At 70.4% G+C, this 19,838-nt stretch carries 19 protein-coding genes; 15 read left to right on the forward strand and 4 right to left on the reverse strand.

The features are described 5' to 3' along the window. Window positions 1–102 precede the first annotated feature (102 nt). Window positions 103–774, reverse strand: coding sequence for a response regulator (locus tag ACWEN3_RS19725; RefSeq protein WP_010045368.1), 672 nt, complete (start codon window positions 772–774; stop codon window positions 103–105). A gap of 14 nt (window positions 775–788) precedes the next feature. Next, window positions 789–1,754, reverse strand: a complete 966-nt coding sequence (locus tag ACWEN3_RS19730; RefSeq protein ID WP_452972379.1) for a RecB family exonuclease — start codon at window positions 1,752–1,754, stop codon at window positions 789–791. Window positions 1,755–1,931: 177 nt separating this feature from the next. On the opposite strand from ACWEN3_RS19730, the gene ACWEN3_RS19735 reads away from it, so the two are divergent. The 3 genes from ACWEN3_RS19735 to ACWEN3_RS19745 all read left to right on the forward strand — a co-directional run bounded on the left by ACWEN3_RS19735 (window position 1,932) and on the right by ACWEN3_RS19745 (window position 5,323). Continuing rightward, window positions 1,932–3,566: a site-2 protease family protein gene (locus tag ACWEN3_RS19735; protein ID WP_452972382.1), complete on the forward strand. Its 1,635-nt coding sequence runs from the start codon at window positions 1,932–1,934 to the stop codon at window positions 3,564–3,566. Between the two features lie 38 nt (window positions 3,567–3,604). Further along, window positions 3,605–4,507: a tRNA (adenine-N1)-methyltransferase gene (locus ACWEN3_RS19740; RefSeq protein WP_452972385.1), complete on the forward strand. Its 903-nt coding sequence runs from the start codon at window positions 3,605–3,607 to the stop codon at window positions 4,505–4,507. A gap of 234 nt (window positions 4,508–4,741) precedes the next feature. Then, window positions 4,742–5,323: a hypothetical protein gene (locus ACWEN3_RS19745; protein WP_452972388.1), complete on the forward strand. Its 582-nt coding sequence runs from the start codon at window positions 4,742–4,744 to the stop codon at window positions 5,321–5,323. 10 nt (window positions 5,324–5,333) lie between these two features. On the opposite strand, the gene ACWEN3_RS19750 is transcribed toward ACWEN3_RS19745, so the two are convergent. Continuing rightward, window positions 5,334–5,636: a ferredoxin gene (locus ACWEN3_RS19750; RefSeq protein ID WP_452972390.1), complete on the reverse strand. Its 303-nt coding sequence runs from the start codon at window positions 5,634–5,636 to the stop codon at window positions 5,334–5,336. Between the two features lie 520 nt (window positions 5,637–6,156). Here ACWEN3_RS19750 and arc point away from each other — a divergent pair. The 6 genes from arc to prcA all read left to right on the forward strand — a co-directional run bounded on the left by arc (window position 6,157) and on the right by prcA (window position 12,316). After that, a complete protein-coding gene (gene arc, locus ACWEN3_RS19755; RefSeq protein WP_452972393.1) occupies window positions 6,157–7,923 on the forward strand; it encodes a proteasome ATPase in 1,767 nt (588 codons plus the stop codon). Between the two features lie 233 nt (window positions 7,924–8,156). Continuing rightward, a complete protein-coding gene (dop, locus tag ACWEN3_RS19760; protein ID WP_452972396.1) occupies window positions 8,157–9,668 on the forward strand; it encodes a depupylase/deamidase Dop in 1,512 nt (503 codons plus the stop codon). A 172-nt stretch (window positions 9,669–9,840) separates the two neighbouring features. Continuing rightward, a complete protein-coding gene (locus ACWEN3_RS19765) occupies window positions 9,841–10,059 on the forward strand; it encodes a ubiquitin-like protein Pup (protein WP_452972399.1) in 219 nt (72 codons plus the stop codon). 49 nt (window positions 10,060–10,108) lie between these two features. After that, a complete protein-coding gene (locus ACWEN3_RS19770) occupies window positions 10,109–10,714 on the forward strand; it encodes an endonuclease VII domain-containing protein (protein ID WP_452972401.1) in 606 nt (201 codons plus the stop codon). Then, entirely contained in the window at window positions 10,666–11,511 is an 846-nt protein-coding gene (gene prcB, locus ACWEN3_RS19775) for a proteasome subunit beta (protein ID WP_452972403.1), read from the forward strand. Before ACWEN3_RS19770 ends, prcB begins: the two co-directional genes overlap by 49 nt. 61 nt (window positions 11,512–11,572) lie before the next feature. Beyond that, a complete protein-coding gene (gene prcA / locus ACWEN3_RS19780; RefSeq protein WP_452972406.1) occupies window positions 11,573–12,316 on the forward strand; it encodes a proteasome subunit alpha in 744 nt (247 codons plus the stop codon). A gap of 104 nt (window positions 12,317–12,420) precedes the next feature. Here the strand turns inward: prcA and ACWEN3_RS19785 are convergent, their stop codons facing one another. After that, entirely contained in the window at window positions 12,421–13,437 is a 1,017-nt protein-coding gene (locus ACWEN3_RS19785) for a LacI family DNA-binding transcriptional regulator (protein ID WP_452972409.1), read from the reverse strand. 118 nt (window positions 13,438–13,555) lie between these two features. On the opposite strand from ACWEN3_RS19785, the gene ACWEN3_RS19790 reads away from it, so the two are divergent. The 6 genes from ACWEN3_RS19790 to ACWEN3_RS19815 all read left to right on the forward strand — a co-directional run. After that, window positions 13,556–14,815: an MFS transporter gene (locus tag ACWEN3_RS19790; RefSeq protein ID WP_452972412.1), complete on the forward strand. Its 1,260-nt coding sequence runs from the start codon at window positions 13,556–13,558 to the stop codon at window positions 14,813–14,815. Window positions 14,816–14,824: 9 nt separating this feature from the next. Beyond that, entirely contained in the window at window positions 14,825–16,186 is a 1,362-nt protein-coding gene (gene pafA / locus ACWEN3_RS19795; RefSeq protein WP_452972415.1) for a Pup--protein ligase, read from the forward strand. A gap of 143 nt (window positions 16,187–16,329) precedes the next feature. After that, entirely contained in the window at window positions 16,330–17,334 is a 1,005-nt protein-coding gene (locus ACWEN3_RS19800; protein ID WP_452972418.1) for an FKBP-type peptidyl-prolyl cis-trans isomerase, read from the forward strand. Between the two features lie 84 nt (window positions 17,335–17,418). Beyond that, the gene (locus ACWEN3_RS19805; RefSeq protein WP_452972421.1) at window positions 17,419–17,790 is read left to right on the forward strand and encodes an FKBP-type peptidyl-prolyl cis-trans isomerase; all 372 of its coding nucleotides are present in this window, start codon (window positions 17,419–17,421) and stop codon (window positions 17,788–17,790) included. Between the two features lie 148 nt (window positions 17,791–17,938). Next, window positions 17,939–18,916 carry a helix-turn-helix transcriptional regulator gene (locus ACWEN3_RS19810; RefSeq protein WP_452972424.1) on the forward strand — a complete coding sequence of 326 codons (978 nt, stop codon included), beginning with the start codon at window positions 17,939–17,941 and terminating at the stop codon, window positions 18,914–18,916. A gap of 14 nt (window positions 18,917–18,930) precedes the next feature. Beyond that, on the forward strand, window positions 18,931–19,838 hold a 908-nt coding region (locus ACWEN3_RS19815), incomplete at its 3' end, for a helix-turn-helix transcriptional regulator (RefSeq protein WP_452972426.1).

Raw genomic sequence — 19,838 nt, forward strand, 5'->3', positions numbered from 1 at the left:
GCCTCGATGAGGGCGAGGGTCAGCTTGGAGCCGATCAGCGGAATGTCCGGCTTCTCGCGGAGCAGGAAGGGGACACCGCCGATGTGGTCCTCGTGGCCGGGCCTACTGGGCGCCGGGACGCACCAGCCCGCTCTCGTACGCGTACACCGCGGCCTGCACCCGGTCGCGCAGCCCCAGCTTGGTCAGCACATGCCCCACATGTGTCTTGACGGTGGTCTCGCTGACGAACAGGTCGGCGGCGATCTCGGCGTTGGACAGCCCGCGCGCCACCAGCTTCAGCACCTCCACCTCGCGGTCGGTGAGGGTGTGCAGGGTGTCCGGCACCGGCTCCTCGCCCGACGGCAGGTGGGTGGCGTACTTGTCCAGGAGCCGGCGCGTGATGCTCGGCGCCAGCATCGCCTCGCCGGCCGCGACCACCCGGATCGCCTGCACCAGCTCGTTGGCCGGCGCGTCCTTGAGCAGGAAGCCGCTGGCACCGGCACGCAGCGCCTCCACCACGTACTCGTCCAGGTCGAACGTGGTCAGCACGAGCACCTTGGCCGGACCGTCCCGCCCGGGACCGGTGATCTGCCGGGTCGCCTCCACCCCGTCCATCCGCGGCATACGGATGTCCATCAGCACGACGTCCGGCTGCAGGGCCCGCACCTGGTCGAGAGCCTGCAGGCCGTCACCGGCCTCGCCCACGACCGCGAGATCCTGCTCGGCCTCCAGGATCATCCGGAAGCCGGTACGCAGCAGGGGCTGGTCGTCGACCAGTAGGACTCGGATGGCCACGTGACACTCCTTCGCTAGTCCGGCCCCATTCTGCCCTGCGGCACGCCCCCGGACTCCGGCGCCCTCACCGGCAGCGGATACGGCGGGGGAGTACCGCCGAACTCCGGGCAGTGGGCCTGGTGGTCGCACCAGCCGCACAGCTTGGTCGGCCGGGGCCGCCAGTCCCCGGTCTCCGTGGCCTGCCGGATGGCCTCCCACAACGCGTGCAGCTTGCGCTCCACCCGTTCCAGATCGGCGCGGACCGGGTCGTAGGTCAGCACGTCACCGCTGCCGAGATAGACCAGCTGCAGCCGCCGCGGCACGACACCCTTCAGGCGCCAGACCACGAGGGCGTAGAACTTCATCTGGAACAGCGCGCCCTCGGCGTACTGCGGCCGCGGCGCCTTGCCCGTCTTGTAGTCGACGATCCGCACCTCGCCGGTCGGCGCCACGTCCACCCGGTCGATGATGCCGCGCAGCCGCAGCCCCGACTCCAGCTCGGCCTCGACGAACAGCTCCCGCTCGGCCGGCTCCAGACGGGTCGGGTCCTCCAGCGTGAACCAGCGCTCCACCAGCCGCTCCGCCTCACCGAGCCACTGCGCCAGCCGCTGCCCGTCCGGGTCCTCGGCGAACAGCTCGCTCAGCTCCGGCCGGCTCTCCCGCAGCCGGTCCCACTGCCCCGGGATCAGGGCCTTCGCCCGCGGCGCCGTCCGCTCCCCGGCGGGCGCGTCGAACAGCCGCTCCAGCACCGCGTGCACCAGCGTGCCCCGGGTCGCCGCCTCGCTCGGCTTCTCCGGCAGCCGGTCGATCACCCGGAACCGGTACAGCAGCGGACACTGCATGAAGTCGCCGGCCCGCGAGGGGGACAGGGACGTGGGCGCGACGGCGGCCCGCTCGGCGACCGCCCCGCCCGCGTCCGCCCCCGCCGGGGCCGGCGCGGGCGGATCCGTGTGCTCGGGGCCGCTCGGCGGGGCTCCCGCCTCCTCGATGCTGCTGTCCATGTCCACAGACCTTACGGCCCACCACTGACAGTGACCCAGCCGCGCCCGCGTCGGCCCCGCGACCGCGGGGCAAACTCAAGGGGTGCCGGGGCGAAACGCGCCACGAAGGCCGCATACCATCGACCAGAGACCCTTCCGTCCGGCAGGTACGGAAGACGCTTCGAACGAGGGGACACCGTGGACGTGAGCGGCGCGAGCGGGCAGCCGCGGTCCGGCGACGACGAGCCGGCCGAGCACCCCGCAGGTCCTACGGCCCCGGCGACCGGACCCGCCGACCGCCCCGGGCCGGGGCCCCACCAGGCCCCGGCGCCCTCGCAGGACGGCCCGCACGCGGACGGCGACGACGACACCGGCACGACCACCCCCCGTCCCACCACTGACGCGGCCCCCACGGACAGCCCCGCACACACCGCAGACGGCCCGGCCGGCACCGACGGCCCCGACGACCGAGCTGCCGCGAACGGCCCCGACGACCGACACGGCACCGACGGCCCCGACCGACCACGCGACACGGACGACTCGGACGACCGACCCGGCACGGCCCCCCACACCGAAGCGCGGACCGACCCGCGCACCGGCCCCCACCCCGACCCCTCCGGGCACCGCTCCCTCGCGCACTCCGGCATCGCCAAGGGCGAGCCGCCGCGGCGGCGGCCGAAGGAGCCCGGCGGCGGCATCCTCATGGGCCGCCCCTTCGGCGTGCCCGTGTACGTGGCGCCGAGCTGGTTCCTCGTCGCCGCCCTGATCACCTGGGTGTTCGGCGGCCAGCTCGACCGGGTGCTGCCCGAGCTCGGCGCCGCCCGCTACCTGGTCTCCCTGTTCTTCGCGGTCGCCTTCTACGCCTCCGTCCTGGTCCACGAGCTGGCCCACACCGTCGCAGCCATCCGCTTCAAGCTCCCCGTCCGCCGCATCCAGCTCCAGTTCTTCGGCGGTGTCTCCGAGATCGAGAAGGAGGCCGAGACCCCCGGCCGGGAGTTCGTCCTGGCCTTCGTCGGCCCCCTGCTCTCCCTCGTCCTCGCCGGGCTGTTCTACCTGGCCATGAAACCCGTCGAACCGGGCACCGTCCCCGGCGTGCTGCTCGCCGGCCTGATGGTCTCCAACCTCATCGTGGCGATCTTCAACCTGCTGCCCGGCCTCCCCCTGGACGGCGGCCGCATGCTCCGCGCCGTCGTCTGGAAGATCACCGGCAAGCCCATGAGCGGCACCGTCGCCGCGGCCTGGGTCGGCCGCGCCCTCGCCGTCTCCGTACTGATCGGCCTGCCGCTGCTCAACTCCTCCGGCGCCCTCGGCGGCAGCAGCGAGAACACCGGCGGCATGGACACCGTCACCGACGCCCTGCTCGCCGCCATCCTCGCCGCGATCATCTGGACCGGCGCCGGCAACAGCCTGCGCATGGCCCGGCTGCGCGAGCACCTCCCCGAACTGCGCGCCCGCACCCTCACCCGGCGGGCCGTCCCCGTCGAGACCGACACCCCCCTGTCCGAGGCCCTGCGCCGCGCCAACGCCGCCGGCGCCCGCGCCCTCGTCGTCGTGGACGCCCACGGCCACCCCATGTCCCTGGTCCGCGAGTCCGCCATCGTCGGCGTGCCCGAACACCGCCGCCCCTGGGTCGCCGTCAGCGGCCTCGCCCAGGACCTGACCGACGGCATGCGGGTCTCCGCCGAACTCGCCGGGGAAGAGCTCCTGGACACCCTCCGGGCCACCCCGGCCACCGAGTACCTGGTGGTCGAGGAGACCGGCGAGATCTACGGCGTGCTCTCCGCCGCCGACGTCGAGCGCGCCTTCGTGAAGGCCATGGCCCGCCCCAGCTAGTGGTCGGCGGCCCGCCCCGCTGCCGGTAGTCTGGTCACATGTCCGAACCGACCGGTGCCGCCCGCAGGCGCGGGCCCTTCAAGGTCGGGGACCAGGTACAGCTGACCGACCCCAAGGGCCGCCACTACACGTTCACGCTCGAAGCCGGAAAGAACTTCCACACCCACAAGGGTTCCTTCCCGCACGACGAACTGATCGGCGCTCCCGAGGGCAGCGTTGTCCGCACCACCGGCAACGTCGCCTACCTCGCGCTGCGCCCCCTGCTCCCCGACTACGTCCTGTCCATGCCCCGAGGGGCAGCCGTCGTCTACCCGAAGGACGCGGGGCAGATCCTCGCCTTCGCCGACATCTTCCCCGGCGCACGCGTCGTGGAGGCCGGTGTCGGCTCCGGCTCGCTCAGCAGCTTCCTGCTGCGGGCCATCGGCGACCAGGGCATGCTGCACTCCTACGAGCGCCGCGAGGACTTCGCCGACATCGCCCGGCAGAACGTGGAGCGCTACTTCGGCGGCCCCCACCCCGCCTGGCAGCTCACCGTCGGCGACCTTCAGGACAACCTGTCCGACGCCGACGTCGACCGCGTCATCCTCGACATGCTCGCCCCCTGGGAGTGCCTGGAGGCCGTCTCCAAGGCGCTCGTGCCCGGCGGCATCCTCTGCTGCTACGTGGCCACCACCACCCAGCTGGCCCGGACCGTGGAGTCCATCCGGGAGATCGGCTGCTTCAACGAGCCGACCGCCTGGGAGACCATGATCCGCAACTGGCACATCGAGGGCCTCGCCGTCCGCCCGGACCATCGCATGATCGGCCACACCGGCTTCCTGCTGACCGCCCGCCGCCTCGCGGACGGCGTCGAGCCGCCCATGCGCCGTCGCCGCCCCGCCAAGGGCGCCTACGGCGAGGACTACGCCGGACCCAACGCCGACGGCGGCACCGGCCGCTGACCGGACCCCACCGAGCACAACGCGAGGGCGCCGTGCCCATGTTCTCCACCGACCCCGGGAACTCGGCCACGGCGCCCGCCCGTTGACAGGACACCAGGTTCCCCGCCCCCTCCACGGCGCACCCGCCCGGGCATGCCGCCCGCGGAAATCCGGACCCCGCAGTTCCCCCGCTCTGTGACGTGTGGCACCATCAGGCCACCCCCACCGGCACAGCCCTCACAGGAGACACTCCTAGTGCAGCAATCCGCCGTTCCGGAGCTCGCCCACACCCACACCCGGCCCATCCACTGGGTCGCCACGGCCGCCGCCGTCGCCGGAGTCGTGGCCCTCTCCTCCTTCGTGCATCCCGGATCGGCCACAGCCGCCCAGCCGGCCGCCGGCACGGAGGTGAAGTCCGCACCCGCCGCCGTCGCGCCGCCCGGCACCACCGGCGTGAAGTTCCCGCTCCGGTGCGGCCCCGTGAAGGCCGTCGTCGTCAAGAAGGCCACCGGCGACCTCGACGGCGACGGCAGGCCGGAAACCGTCGCCGTCGTCCACTGCGACGCCCCGATGGGCACCCCGCCCGACGGGGTCTACGTCCTCACCCGCTCCGCGGACGGCGGCGCGGCCCGCGTGGTCGCCACGCTCGTCGACCCCAAGGACCGGGTCACCGTCACGGACTTCGCGATACGCACCGGCACCGTCTCCGCCACGCTGCTCGGCTACTCCTCGGACGCCGTGCCCAGTTGCTGCCCCGACATGAAGACCCCGGCGACCTGGCGGTGGAACGGCAACGCCTTCCTCCGCTCCACGTCGAGCGGGGCCCACACCGTCTGAGAACCGCGGTTCAGTCCGCGTCGGGCCCGTACACCTCGACCTTGTCCTGAACCCGGCGTACGTGGATGCACTCGCCGGGGCACTCCTTGGCCGAGTCCACCACGTCCGCGAGCAGCGGCAGCGGCACCGGCGCCGTCGCCCCGCTGTCCTGGAGCAGCTCGTCGTCCGCGCCCTTCACATAGGCCAGCCCGTCGATGTCCAGCTCGAACACCTCAGGGGCGTACTGGGCGCAGATCCCGTCGCCGGTACACAGGTCCTGGTCGATCCAGACCTCCAGCGCCTCGCCGCCCGGGGCCTCCTGCTGCACGGTCATCTCTCCTGCCGTCGGTTCGCCGGGCGGACCGGCGCCGCGCGCGCCAGCCGGGTCCGCTCCAGCGGCTGTTGAACACCCCCGACCCTACCTCCGCCCGCATTCCGGCCGTGTTCGCCCACTTCGGGGTTTCCGCCCCGGCGGGGTCGGGTACGAGCGGTCGATCAGGGACAGGGGAGTCCCGAACCGGGGTCGATCACTTCCGGCCGGACCCACGGTCACAACGACCGCCCGAACCGTCGCTCTGCGTGATGATCGCAGGAGCGTCCTCCGTGCTGCCCGCATACGGTCCGACCATGTCCGGAGCGGACAACTCCGGCCACTCCTGAAGGGTTTTGACCACGCCATGCGTGGAACAAGCTGCTTCCCCCTCACGTTGAGTGGGTATTCCCTCCGTGCGGGGGAGAGCGCACCGGGTGACCGACGACACACCTTGACAGTCTTTGTGATCTAGGGGTTTCAATCGACACCCACCCAGGTAGGGTCTGGAAGCGTCCAGCTCCCCTTGGAGGAGGTGAGGACCGTGGCAGCCCACGACGACGACATGAACCGCGGCATCCGCCCGGGACGCGGGTCCGACGACCCGGCCGGGCAGATCGCCTACCTTGAGCAGGAGATCGCCGTCCTGCGACGTAAGCTCGCCGACTCTCCGCGACACACGAGGATTCTCGAGGAGCGGATCGTCGAGCTGCAGACCAACCTGGCCGGCGTGTCCGCCCAGAACGAACGACTGGCAAACACCCTCCGCGAGGCCCGCGACCAGATCGTGGCCCTCAAGGAAGAGGTCGACCGGCTCGCGCAGCCGCCGGCCGGCTTCGGCGTCTTCCTGCAGGCGAACGAGGACGCCACCGCCGACATCTTCACCGGCGGCCGCAAGCTCCGGGTGAACGTCAGCCCCAGCGTCGACCTGGACGAGCTGCGGCGCGGCCAGGAGGTCATGCTCAACGAGGCGCTCAACGTGGTCGAGGCCATGGAATTCGAGCGCGTCGGCGACATCGTCACCCTCAAGGAGATCCTCGAGGACGGCGAGCGCGCCCTCGTACTGGGGCACACCGACGAGGAACGGGTGGTACGGCTCGCCGAGCCGCTGCTGGACGTCACCATCCGCCCCGGCGACGCCCTCCTGCTCGAACCCCGCTCCGGCTACGTCTACGAGGTCGTGCCCAAGAGCGAGGTCGAGGAACTGGTCCTCGAAGAGGTCCCCGACATCGGGTACGAGGCCATCGGCGGCCTCGGCAACCAGATCGAGGCCATCCGCGACGCGGTCGAGCTGCCGTACCTCTACCCCGACCTCTTCAAGGAGCACGAGCTGCGCCCGCCCAAGGGCGTCCTGCTCTACGGCCCTCCCGGCTGCGGCAAGACACTCATCGCCAAGGCCGTCGCCAACTCGCTCGCCAAGAAGGTCGCCGAGGTGACCGGGCAGGCCGCCGGCAAGAGCTTCTTCCTGAACATCAAGGGCCCCGAGCTGCTCAACAAGTACGTCGGCGAGACCGAGCGGCAGATCCGCCTGGTCTTCCAGCGTGCCCGTGAGAAGGCCAGCGAGGGCACCCCCGTGATCGTCTTCTTCGACGAGATGGAGTCCCTCTTCCGCACCCGCGGCTCCGGCGTCAGCTCGGACGTGGAGAACACCATCGTCCCGCAGCTGCTCGCCGAGATCGACGGCGTGGAAGGCCTGCAGAACGTGGTCGTGATCGGCGCCTCCAACCGCGAGGACATGATCGACCCCGCCATCCTGCGTCCCGGCCGCCTCGACGTGAAGATCAAGATCGAGCGCCCGGACGCCGAGGCGGCCAAGGACATCTTCGGCAAGTACCTCACCGAACGTCTCCCGCTGCACACCGACGACCTCGGCGAGCACGAAGGCGACAAGGCCACCACGGTCCAGAGCATGATCCAGACCGCGGTAGAGCACATGTACGCCGAATCCGAGGAGAACCGCTTCCTGGAAGTCACCTACGCCAACGGCGACAAGGAAGTCCTCTACTTCAAGGACTTCAATTCCGGCGCCATGATCGAGAACATCGTCGGACGCGCCAAGAAGATGGCCATCAAGGACTTCCTCGAGAAGAGCCAGAAGGGCCTCCGCGTCTCCCACCTCCTCCAGGCCTGCGTGGACGAGTTCAAGGAGAACGAGGACCTGCCCAACACCACCAACCCGGACGACTGGGCCCGAATCTCCGGAAAGAAGGGCGAGCGGATCGTCTACATCCGTACCCTGATCACCGGAAAGCAGGGCGCGGACACCGGACGCTCCATCGACACGGTGGCGAACACCGGTCAGTACCTGTAAAAGCAGGGGCGGCTGCGGGTGCCCTCACCGGGTACCCGCAGCCGACTGTTTTTCTGGCCACGACCGGAGCAGCCAATGACGCAAATGATCTCCCCACCAGCGCAAAGGCGTTCTAGGCTCTTTCCTACCGCCGAGTCGCGCAGTGCGGGGACGGGCACCGCACACGCACCGGAGCGCCAGCGGTACGCGAGCGGCGCCCACGACCGAGGGTGCCGCCGGGCAAGGAGGGCCGCATGACCGTACGGCGAGTAATGGGCATCGAGACGGAGTACGGGATCTCGGTCCCCGGCCACCCCAACGCCAATGCCATGCTCACCTCGTCCCAGATCGTCAACGCCTATGCGGCGGCGATGCACCGGGCCCGCCGGGCCCGCTGGGACTTCGAGGAGGAGAACCCGCTGCGGGACGCGCGAGGCTTCGACCTCGCCCGGGAGGCCGCCGACGCCAGCCAGCTCACCGACGAGGACATCGGCCTCGCCAACGTGATCCTCACCAACGGCGCGCGCCTCTACGTCGACCACGCCCACCCCGAATACAGCGCCCCCGAGGTGACCAACCCCCGCGACGCCGTGCTGTGGGACAAGGCCGGCGAGCGGATCATGGCCGAGGCGGCCGAGCGGGCCGCGCAGCTCCCCGGCGCCCAGCCCATCCACCTGTACAAGAACAACACCGACAACAAGGGCGCCTCCTACGGCACGCACGAGAACTACCTGATGAAGCGGGAGACCCCCTTCTCGGACATCGTGCGCCACCTGACGCCCTTCTTCGTCTCCCGCCAGGTCTTCGCCGGAGCGGGCCGCGTCGGCATCGGCCAGGACGGGCACGAACACGGCTTCCAGCTCAGCCAGCGCGCGGACTACTTCGAGGTCGAGGTGGGCCTCGAGACCACTCTCAAGCGCCCCATCATCAACACCCGCGACGAGCCGCACGCGGACGCCGAGAAGTACCGCCGCCTGCACGTGATCATCGGCGACGCCAACCTCTCGGAGATCTCCACCTACCTCAAGCTCGGCACGACCGCCCTGGTCCTGTCCATGATCGAGGACGGCTTCATCGCGGTCGACCTCGCGGTGGACCAGCCGGTCCGCACCCTCCACCAGGTCTCCCACGACCCCTCCCTCAAGCGCCTGGTCACCCTCCGCAGCGGCCGAACGCTCACCGCCGTCCAGCTCCAGATGGAGTACTACGAGCTGTCCCGCAAGTACGTCGAGGAACGCTACGGGGCGGACGCCGACGAACAGACCAAGGACGTCCTGAGCCGCTGGGAGGACACCCTCACCCGGCTCGAGAACGACCCGATGAGCCTCGCCGGCGAGCTGGACTGGGTCGCCAAGCGCGAGGTGATGGAGGGCTACCGCCGCCGTGACAGCCTCGACTGGGACGCCGCCCGGCTCCACCTGGTCGACCTCCAGTACGCCGACGTACGCGCCGAGAAGGGCCTGTACAACCGCCTGGCGGCCCGCGGCCGCATGAAGCGCCTCCTGGACGAGTCCGAGGTCGACAGGGCCCGTACGAAGCCGCCTGAGGACACGCGGGCGTACTTCCGCGGACGCTGCCTGGAGCAGTACGCGGACGACGTCGCGGCGGCCTCCTGGGACTCGGTCATCTTCGACCTCCCGGGCCGGGACTCCCTCCAGCGCGTTCCAACCCTGGAACCGCTTCGCGGAACGCGAAATCACGTCAAGGAGCTCCTGGACCGGTGTCGCACGGCGGAAGACCTGGTCAGGGTTCTTTCCGGCGGCTGACCGCGATCAGCGGGTACTCGTACCGCTCCGGGCGGACGGGGTGGAAATCCCACCGCCCGGGAATCATCGAGATGGCCCCCGTACGTTGGAGAAACTGCGGGGCCGATGTCGGACCCGGCTTGTAGGGTCTGATCATCACCGATCGGCAGGCGAACTGAGCGGGGTGAGGGTTATGGCAACCAAGGACACCGGCGGCGGCCAGCAGAAGGCGACGCGCTCGAACGAAGAGGTCGAGGAGGAGGCGCAGGACGCGCAGGCCCAGGGCGACCTCAAGGAGCGCCACGAAAAGCTGAGCGACGACGTGGACTCCGTCCTGGACGAGATCGACGACGTACTCGAGGAGAACGCCGAGGACTTCGTGCGCTCCTTCGTGCAAAAAGGTGGCGAGTAGAGGCCATTTGGTCACTTCGCCTTCGAAGTGAAGGTTACGGGGGAGTCCTGTGGCTGAGGAACCCAACGCCGAGGAACGCCGGAAGTGCGGGCGGGATCTGCCTCTCGCTGCTTTCGCGCGGGACAGGAATCGGCGTGATGGCCTCCAGGCGCACTGCAGGGAGTGTGCGGCGGACTACAGCGCCGCTCACTACCGGCGGCGCCGGGAGGCCATGGGGAAGCCGGTCCGGGAGAAGGCCGACGTGCCGGCCGGTCACAAGCTCTGCCGGACGTGCGGGCAGAGCAAGCCGCACAGTGAACGGCATCGGCACGCGACCGCCTCTGACGGCCTGTCGGCGCGCTGCAAGGCGTGCCGGGCCGCGCTCGGACGGCAGGATCATCCGAAGCGGCAGTACGGCCTGACGGAAGTCGAACGCGATCGGATGATCGCCTCCTGGGGAGGCGTCTGCTGTATATGCCTGGCCGCTGTGCCCGTGCATGTGGATCACTGCCATGAGACGGGTAGGGTCCGTGGCGTACTGTGCCTCAGCTGCAACGCGGCACTGGGGCAGTTCAAGGATCAGCCCGAGGTCATAAGGCGGGCTGCTGCATACGTGGAAGGAAACGCGTGGAAGCCAACACTCGTAGCACCGGGCGTCTACCAGCTGCCTTCCTGACGCCAGGATCCTCCTCCTTCATGGACTTCCTCTCCGACCACCAGCCCGAGCTGCTGCCCGGCAACCGGCAGCTGCCGCCCACCCAGGGCGTGCTGGAGGCGCCGCACGGCACGACCATCGTGGCCGTGACGTTCCCCGGGGGCGTGGTGCTCGCCGGTGACCGCCGGGCGACGATGGGCAATGTGATCGCTCAGCGGGACATCGAGAAGGTGTTCCCGGCGGACGAGTACTCGGCGGTCGGCATCGCCGGCACCGCCGGCCTGGCCGTCGAGATGGTCAAGCTCTTCCAGCTGGAGCTGGAGCACTTCGAGAAGGTCGAGGGCGCCCAGCTGTCCCTGGAGGGCAAGGCCAACCGGCTGTCGACCATGATCCGTTCCAACCTCGGCATGGCCATGCAGGGTCTGGCCGTGGTGCCCCTGTTCGCGGGGTACGACGTGGACCGGGAGAGGGGTCGCATCTTCTCCTACGACGTCACGGGCGGCCGATCCGAGGAGCACAACTTCGCGGCGACGGGCTCCGGCTCGATCTTCGCGCGTGGTGCGATGAAGAAGCTGTTCCGTGACGATCTGACCGAGGAGCAGGCCACGACGCTGGTGGTCCAGGCCCTCTACGACGCGGCAGACGACGACTCGGCGACCGGTGGTCCCGATGTCGCCCGCCGGATCTACCCGATCATCACCGTGATCACCGAGGACGGCTTCCGCCGGCTCACCGAGGAGGAGGCCTCCGGGCTGGCCCGTGCGGTGCTCCAGCGGCGGCTGGAGGAGCCCGACGGCCCGAAGGCCGCCCTGCTCTGAGCGCGGGCCCGGTTCATATCAAGGTGATCCAGTGACCATGACAGAAAGGGACGGATAACCGGTGTCGACGCCGTTCTATGTCTCACCCCAGCAGGCCATGGCCGACCGGGCGGAGTACGCCCGCAAGGGCATCGCCCGTGGCCGCAGTCTGGTGGTCATGCAGTTCGCCGACGGCATCGTTTTCGTCGGTGAGAACCCGTCCCGTGCGCTGCACAAGTTCAGCGAGATCTACGACCGGATCGGCTTCGCGGCGGCCGGCAAGTACAACGAGTACGAGAACCTGCGCATCGGTGGTGTGCGCTACGCGGACCTGCGTGGTTACACCTACGACCGCGACGATGTCACCGCCCGCGGTCTGGCCAACGTGTACGCGCAGACGCTGGGCACCATCTTCTCGTCGGCGGCCGAGAAGCCGTACGAGGTGGAGCTGGTGGTCGCCGAGGTCGGGGAGACCCCCGAGGGCGACCAGATCTACCGGCTGCCGCACGACGGTTCCATCGTGGACGAGCACGGCTCGGTCGCGGTGGGCGGCAACGCCGAGCAGATCAGCGGCTTCCTGGACCAGCGTCACCGTGACGGCATGAGTCTGGCGGAGGCCCTGAAGCTGGCCGTGCAGGCCCTGTCCCGGGACACCAACGGCAGCGAGCGGGAGATTCCCGCCGAGCGGCTGGAGGTGGCGGTGCTGGACCGTACGCGGCCGCAGAAGCGCAAGTTCAAGCGCATCGTCGGCCGTCAGCTGGCCCGTCTGCTGGAGGGTGGCGGCGCGGACGCGTCGCAGGAGGGCGCCGACTCCGACGACGAGTGAGCCCCGCTCATCGTGTGCCCCGGCCGACGACTCGGCCGGGGCACACGTCGTTTCCGGGTCCGGACGTCCGGCGGGGCCTGGCGGTGGATGCGCGGGTGGGGCCGTCAGCCGGCCCGTGGTGGCGCTGTGGAGGCCCGGACCACGAGTTCGACCGGGATGTCGCCACCCTCCGGCTCGCGGCCCTCCAGGACGGCCAGGAGGGCGTGCATGGCGCGTTCGCCGAAGAGCTCGGCGTCCAGGCGGACGGTGGTCAGTTCGGGGTCGATCGCCGTGGCGAGGCCGAGGTCGTCGACGCCGGTGACGGACACGTCGTCGGGGATGCGCAGCCCGAGGCGGCGCAGGGCCTTGTAGGCGCCGGCGGCGAGCTTGTCGTCGTCGCAGACGAGTGCCGTGGGCCGGGGGCCGGGTGCGGTGAGGGCGGCCTCGGTGGCGGCCAGCGCCCCCTCGATGGAGATCGGTGCGCGGGCGGTGCGGAGGTCCGTGCCGGGCGTGGCCGTGACGCGTGCCGCCAGTTCGCGGGCGCGGACCTCGAAGGTCCAGGAGGGCACGTCGGCGGCGAGGTGGAGTATGCGGCGGTGGCCGAGGCCGAGCAGATGGTCGGCGATGCGGCGGACGCCGTCGGCGATGTCGAGGTTCACGGTCGCGGCGCCGAGGCTGCCTTCGGGGTCGCTGTCGAGCATGACCAGGGGGAGCTGGTCGCCGCGGATGGCGGTGAGGGCGTCGGCGGCCATGGAGGAGGCGAGCACGCCGTCGAGGGCGGCCTGTGCGGAGGCGAAGGGGTCGCGTGCCGGCCCGATGCCTTCGGGGGAGGGGTAGAGGACGACTCCGAAGCCGTTGTCGGCGGCCACGCGTGCGGCCCCGGTGTAGACGCCGGCGAAGAACTCGGTGGTGAGGGCGGGTACGACGAGCAGGACCGTGCGGGTGCGGCCGAGGCGCAGGTTGCGGGCGGCGAGGTTGGGGCGGTAGTCCAGTTCGCGGGCCGCCTGACGGACCCGTTCGGCGGTGGTCTCCGAGACGCGGCCGCGCCACTTGTCGCCGAGCACGAGCGAGACGGCGGCCTGGGAGACCCCGGCGGCCTGGGCGACGTCCCGGCTGGTCGGGCGCGTGCTGCTGCGTGCCACGGTGGGCCTGCTCCTTCGTCTGGACGCCTGAACAGCGCACATGGTACGTATGGGAGCGGAAGTTATACGTAACACCCCGGATGGCCGAGCCGTCCGGAGGGCCACTGGAAGGCAGGACATGGCCACGGGATACCTGGAGATTCTCCGGGCGCGGCATGCGCTGCGGCTGCTCACCGGCACCCTGGTGGGCCGGCTGCCCAACGCGACCGCGGCGATCGCCCTGGTGCTGTTCGTCCGCGCCGGGGGCGGCACCTACAGTCTCGCGGGGGCCCTGGCGGCCGTCTACGGGGTCGCGAACGCGGTCGGCCAGCCCGTGCTGGGCCGGCTGGTGGATCTGCACGGCCAGCCGCGCGTCCAGCTGCCCGCCGCGCTGCTGTCGGCCCTGTCGATGGGAGTCTTCGCCTTCTGCGGCACCGGCCCGCTCCCGCTGGCCTACGCGGCCGTCGCGGTGGCCGGTCTCCTCACGCCGCCCCTGGAGGGCGGTCTGCGTGCCCTGTGGCCGTCGGTGCTGCGCGGGGAGGAGCAGGTGCACACCGCGTACGCCATGGACGCGGTGGCGCAGGAGATCATGTTCACCGTGGGGCCGCTGCTGGTGACCCTGTGCGCCGCCCTGTGGGACGCGCGCGCGCCCCTGCTGGTGCTGAACGTGCTGGGCGTTCTGGGGGCGCTCTCCGTGGTCGTGTCGCCGCCCTCGCGCGCGTGGCGCTCGGCTCCGCGTGAGGCCCACTGGCTGGGCGCGCTGCGTTCTCCCGGCCTGCTGGCGCTGCTGGGCGCCTTCCTGTTCGTCGGCATCGCGCTGGGTTCCATCACGGTGGCCTCGGTGTCGTACGCCGACGGTCACGGTGGGGACGCGGTGTACGGCTGGCTGATGGCGGGGCTCGGTCTGGGTGCGCTGGTGGGCGGGTCGGTGTACGGTGCGCGCCGCTGGAGCAGTGTGCCGGAGCGGCGACTGCGTGTGCTGGTGGCCCTTCTGGCGGTGTGTTACCTGCCGCTGATGCTGATGCCGGGCACGGTGGCCATGGTGCTGCTCTCGGTTCTCTCCGGGGTGTTCCTGGCGCCCTGCATCGCCTGTGCGTTCATCCTCGTGGACCGGCACGCGCCGCGCGGTACCGTCACCGAGGCTTTCTCCTGGCTTGTGACGACGTTCACCGTGGGTGCCTCGGTGGGAACGGGCCTGGCGGGGCCGGTGGTCCAGGCCGGTGGCGCCCTGTGGGGCTTCGCCGTGCCGGGTGCGGCGGGGGCCGTCTCTCTGCTGGTGCTGCTCGGTACCGGACGGGTCCTCGCAGCTCCCGTGCGGGACGGGGTCGTTGCGGCTTCATCGGAAAATGATCCAAATCGTGCTGCCGAACCCCGTTTCAGCTCAGGGGATCGGGCGTAATGTTCAGTCATGGACCGCCGCATTTTCGGGCTGGAGAACGAGTACGGCGTCACGTGCACGTTCAGGGGACAGCGCCGCCTGTCGCCTGACGAGGTGGCGCGGTACCTCTTCCGCCGTGTCGTGTCATGGGGCCGCAGCAGCAATGTCTTTCTGCGAAACGGCGCCCGGCTCTATCTCGACGTGGGCTCACATCCGGAATACGCGACACCCGAATGTGACAATGTGATCGAACTGGTCACCCACGACAAGGCCGGGGAGCGCATTCTCGAGGGACTCCTGGTGGACGCGGAACGACGCCTGCACGAGGAGGGAATCGCGGGCGACGTCTACCTCTTCAAGAACAACACCGACTCGGCGGGCAACTCCTACGGCTGCCACGAGAACTATCTGGTGGCCCGGCACGGGGAGTTCTCCCGGCTCGCGGACATTCTCATCCCCTTCCTGGTGACGAGGCAGCTGCTGTGCGGTGCGGGCAAGGTCCTGCAGACGCCGCGCGGTGCCGTCTACTGCGTGAGCCAGCGGGCCGAGCACATCTGGGAGGGCGTCTCCTCGGCGACGACGCGTTCCCGGCCGATCATCAACACGCGCGACGAGCCGCACGCGGACGCGGAGCGCTACCGCCGGCTGCATGTCATCGTCGGCGACTCGAACATGTCCGAGACGACGATGCTGCTCAAGGTCGGCGCCACCGACCTGGTGCTGCGCATGATCGAGGCGGGCACCGTGATGCGCGACCTCACCCTGGAGAACCCGATCCGGGCGATCCGCGAGGTCAGCCATGACATCACCGGGCGGCGCAAGGTGCGTCTGGCCAGCGGCCGCGAGGCCTCCGCGCTGGAGGTGCAGCGCGAGTACTTCGACAAGGCGGTGGACTTCTGCGACCGCCGCGGCATCCGTACCGGCACGGTCGCGCAGGTCCTGGACCTCTGGGGCCGCACGCTGGACGCCATCGAGACCGAGGAACTCGACCGGATCGCCACCGAGATCGACTGGGTCATGAAGTACAAGCTCATCGAGCGGTACCGGAACAAGCACAACATGACCATGTCGCATCCGCGGGTCGCGCAGATAGACCTCGCCTACCACGACATCCACCGTCGTCGTGGCCTGTACTACCTGCTGGAGAAGAAGGGTCAGGCGACCCGGGTCTGCAACGACTTGAAGATCTTCGAGGGCAAGTCGGTTCCGCCGCAGACCACTCGGGCCCGGCTGCGGGGCGACTTCATCCGGCGGGCACAGGAGCAGCGCAGGGACTTCACGGTCGACTGGGTGCATCTGAAGCTCAACGACCAGGCGCAGCGCACCGTGTTGTGCAAGGACCCGTTCCGTTCGGTGGACGACCGGGTCGAGAAGCTGATCGCCGGCATGTAGCCGGGGTGATGCGGACCGGGTGTTCCGGCGTCCGACTGCCGGAACGCCACACGGGCGCCGTACGTTTCACGTACGGCGCCCTTCTCACGCCGTAGAGTTGCGCGCACGCCAACCGCAAGATCGACTGATTACGAGGCTCTTCCGTGCGCCGACGTTCACTCCTTCTAGCCGCCGTACCCGCAGGACTGGTCACGCTCTCCGGCTGCGGCGGCGGCAAGTCCGACTCCTCGAAGGCCAGTGCCGCGCCGTCGCCGTCGGTGTCCAGCGTGCCTCCGCCCAAGATCGTGGAAGGCCCGTTGCCGGCGATCACGGCCGGGACGAAGTTCGGTGAGAAGCCGACCGTGGCGAAGGGACAGGGCGAGCCGTCGAAGGACCTCGCCGTGAAGGCGGTGATCCCGGGCAGCGGCCGGACGGTCGCGGAGAACGACTTCGTCAAGGCGAACTACCTGGGCCAGATCTGGGCCACGGGCAAGGTCTTCGACAACTCCTTCGACCGCAAGAGCCCGCTGGTCATCCAGCTGGCGCAGGGCAGCATCATCGACGGCTGGCGGTACGCGCTGGCGGGGAAGAAGACGGGCAGCCGTGTCGAGATCGCCGTGCCGCCGACCTGGGGGTACGGCTCGGCGGGTCAGCCTCAGGCGGGCATCAAGGGCACCGACACGCTGGTCTTCGTCATCGATCTGATCGACTCCTACAACTCCAAGAGCTCCGCGCAGGGCAAGCCGGTCCCGCAGACCGACGCCGCCCTGCCGACGGTGGCCACCAACACCGACGGCAACGCCCCGAAGGTCACCGTCCCGAAGGCGGACCCGCCGAAGAAGCTGGTGTCCGCCTATGTGCTGGAGGGCGACGGCCCGGAGGTCAAGGCGAACCAGGCGGTCCTGGTCCAGTTCCAGGGCCTGGTCTGGGACAGCGGCAAGACCTTCGAGCGGACCTACGGTTCGGGGCGGCTCAGCCAGTTCTCGCTGGAGCAGATGCAGCAGGCGGTCAAGGGTCTGTCGCAGGGTCTGACCGGCAAGAAGGTGGGCAGCCGGGTGCTGATCGTCGTACCGCCGGATCTGGGTTACGGCGACAACCCGCCGAGCGGGGGAGTCATCAAGAAGGGCTCCACCCTCGTGTTCACCGTGGACATCCTCGCGGCGATGTAGCGCGTGTCCTCGTAGCGGGCGGAAGAGCTGCGGAGATGAAAGACTGTCGGCGTTTCGTGTCGTACACAAGCAGGAGCTTTTGACGTGAGCATCGAGAAGCCCGAGATCGACTTCCCGGGCGGCGAGCCCCCGGCGGACCTCGAGATCAAGGAGATCTGGGAGGGCGACGGGCCGGTCGCGCAGGCGGGCCAGACCGTCAGCGTCCACTATGTGGGCGTCGCCTTCAGCACCGGCGAGGAGTTCGACGCCAGCTGGAACCGGGGCACCCCGTTCCGCTTCCCGCTGGGTGCCGGCCGTGTCATCAAGGGCTGGGACCAGGGCGTGCAGGGCATGAAGGTCGGCGGCCGCCGCCAGCTGACCATCCCCGCCCACCTCGCCTACGGCAACCAGAGCCCGACCCCGGCGATCAAGCCCGGTGAGACGCTGATCTTCGTGGTGGACCTGCTCGGGGTCTGAGCCACACCCGATCCGCCGGCCGGGTCCGACCGGATTTGATCATCTGGGGCCCATGCCAGTCCGGGCATGGGCCCTCGGCTTTTGCCACCGCACTCCGGAGCGGTACGGTCATCGATCGGAAGCACCATAGGGAAGGCGAAGGGCGTCGATGGCCATTGCCAAGGCCGAGCGGCTGATGAACCTGGCGCTGTGCCTGCTGGGGACGCGGCGGCCGCTCAGCAAGCGCGAGCTGCGCGATTCCATCGAGGCATATGTCGAGGCCTCCAGGCCGGAGAAGGGCGCGGCCGGGTCCGACGACTCCTTCAACCGGATGTTCGAGCGGGACAAGGACGATCTGCGCGAGCTGGGTCTGGTCATCGCGACCGTCGAGAACCTCGACGGCGAGGTCGGCTATCTCGCCCGCCGCGACAGCAACCGCCTGCCGCCCATCACCCTGGACGCCGAGGAGGCCGCCGCCCTGGGGCTGGCCGCCAAGGTCTGGCAGCAGGCCCGGCTGGCCGGTGCGGCCAGCGGCGCCCTGCAGAAGCTGCGCGCCGCCGGGCTGCCCGAGGAGGTCGACCCGTACGAGGCGCACGGCGCGCTGGAGCCGCGCATCCCGGTGCACGAGACCGCCTTCGAGCCGCTGATGCTGGCCTGCCGCGACCGCCGCCCGGTCATCTTCGAGTACCGCAAGGCCACCGCGGTCCACCCCGAGCCCCGGCATGTCGAGCCCTGGGCGCTGGAGTGCTGGCGCGGCCACTGGTACCTGGCGGGCTGGGACCGCGACCGGGGCGCCGAGCGCGTCTTCCGGCTCTCCCGGATCACCGGCCGGGTCCGCTCCCGCGGTACGGGCTTCACCGTGCCCGTACCGGACGTCGTCACCGTCCGTGAGACCGTCGCGAGCTGGGCGGGTGAGATCGCCGACCGCTCGGCGCTGATCCGGCTGCGTTCCGGCGCCGGTTACCCCCTTCGGGCGAAGGCCACCGCGGTCCGGGAACTCGGCGACGGCTGGGACGAGTTGGAGATTCCGTACGGGCACGGTCTGGACGCCTGGCTGGTGGAGTTCGGACCGGACGTGGTGGTCGTGGAGCCGGCCGAGCTGCGTGCGGACGTGGTGGACCGGCTACGTGCCGTGGCCAAGGACTGAGGGGAAGCAGGACTGTGGCAGGCAAACCGGCCAGGGCCGTGAGCGCCATCGACCAGACCCGGCGGATGCTCTCCCTGGTGACCTACCTCCGGGAGCGCCCCGGCGCCCGGATCGCGGACGTCGCGCGCGCCTTCGGCATCACCCAGGACGAGCTGGTCGCCGACCTCGATCTGCTGCCCATGTGCGGCACCAGCTTCCGTGGGGGCGATCTGCTGGACATCGACACCGACGGCGAGCGCATCTGGTGGCACAACCCGGCCGCGCTCGGCGAGGAGGCCGCGGAGCCGCTCCGGCTGGCCGCCGACGAGGCCACCGCCCTGCTGGTGGCGGCCCGCGCGGTCGCCACGCTGCCCGGTCTCAGGGAGGGCGACCGGCAGGCCCTGCTGCGGGCGACCGCCAAGGTGGAGACCGCGGCCGGCGAGGCCGCGGGCGCCAGCTCCCGGCTGTCGGTGACCTTCGAGTCCGAGGGCGGTGTCTTCGCCGACGTCGACCGGGCCATCTCCGAGCGCCGCCGGCTGTGGATCCGCTACTACTCCCCGGCGCGCGACGAGGTCACCGAGCGCGAGATCGACCCCATCCGCCTGGTCAGCGTGGGTCACACCTATGTCGAGGCCTGGTGCCGCCGCTCCGAGGCCCGGCGCACCTTCCGGCTCGACCGGGTCGCCGAGATCCGGATCCTCGACGAGCCGTCCGCGCCGCCCGAGGTGGAGCTGCGCGACCTCTCCGAGGGCCTGGTGCAGCCGGCCGCCGAGGATCCCGAGGTCGTGGTCGAGGTCGGGCCGGGCGGCCGCTGGGTCGCCGAGTACTACCCTCACGACAGCGCCGATGAGCTTCCGGACGGCGGGCTGCGTATCACTCTGCGGACCCCCGATCCGGCCTCCCTGCGCCGGCTGGCGCTGCGGCTCGGCCGCGACGGCCGGAT

This window comes from Streptomyces sp. NPDC004561 (assembly GCF_053602155.1).

Bases quoted from the DNA above. Each gene is read 5' to 3' on its own strand.
- ACWEN3_RS19730 (WP_452972379.1), bottom strand. From the start codon at position 1,754: ATGGACAGCAGCATCGAGGAGGCGGGAGCCCCGCCGAGCGGCCCCGAG.
- ACWEN3_RS19740 (WP_452972385.1), top strand. From the start codon at position 3,605: ATGTCCGAACCGACCGGTGCCGCCCGCAGGCGCGGGCCCTTCAAGGTC.
- ACWEN3_RS19750 (WP_452972390.1), bottom strand. From the start codon at position 5,636: ATGACCGTGCAGCAGGAGGCCCCGGGCGGCGAGGCGCTGGAGGTCTGG.
- dop (WP_452972396.1), top strand. From the start codon at position 8,157: ATGACCGTACGGCGAGTAATGGGCATCGAGACGGAGTACGGGATCTCG.
- ACWEN3_RS19765 (WP_452972399.1), top strand. From the start codon at position 9,841: ATGGCAACCAAGGACACCGGCGGCGGCCAGCAGAAGGCGACGCGCTCG.
- ACWEN3_RS19790 (WP_452972412.1), top strand. From the start codon at position 13,556: ATGGCCACGGGATACCTGGAGATTCTCCGGGCGCGGCATGCGCTGCGG.
- pafA (WP_452972415.1), top strand. From the start codon at position 14,825: ATGGACCGCCGCATTTTCGGGCTGGAGAACGAGTACGGCGTCACGTGC.
- ACWEN3_RS19810 (WP_452972424.1), top strand. From the start codon at position 17,939: ATGGCCATTGCCAAGGCCGAGCGGCTGATGAACCTGGCGCTGTGCCTG.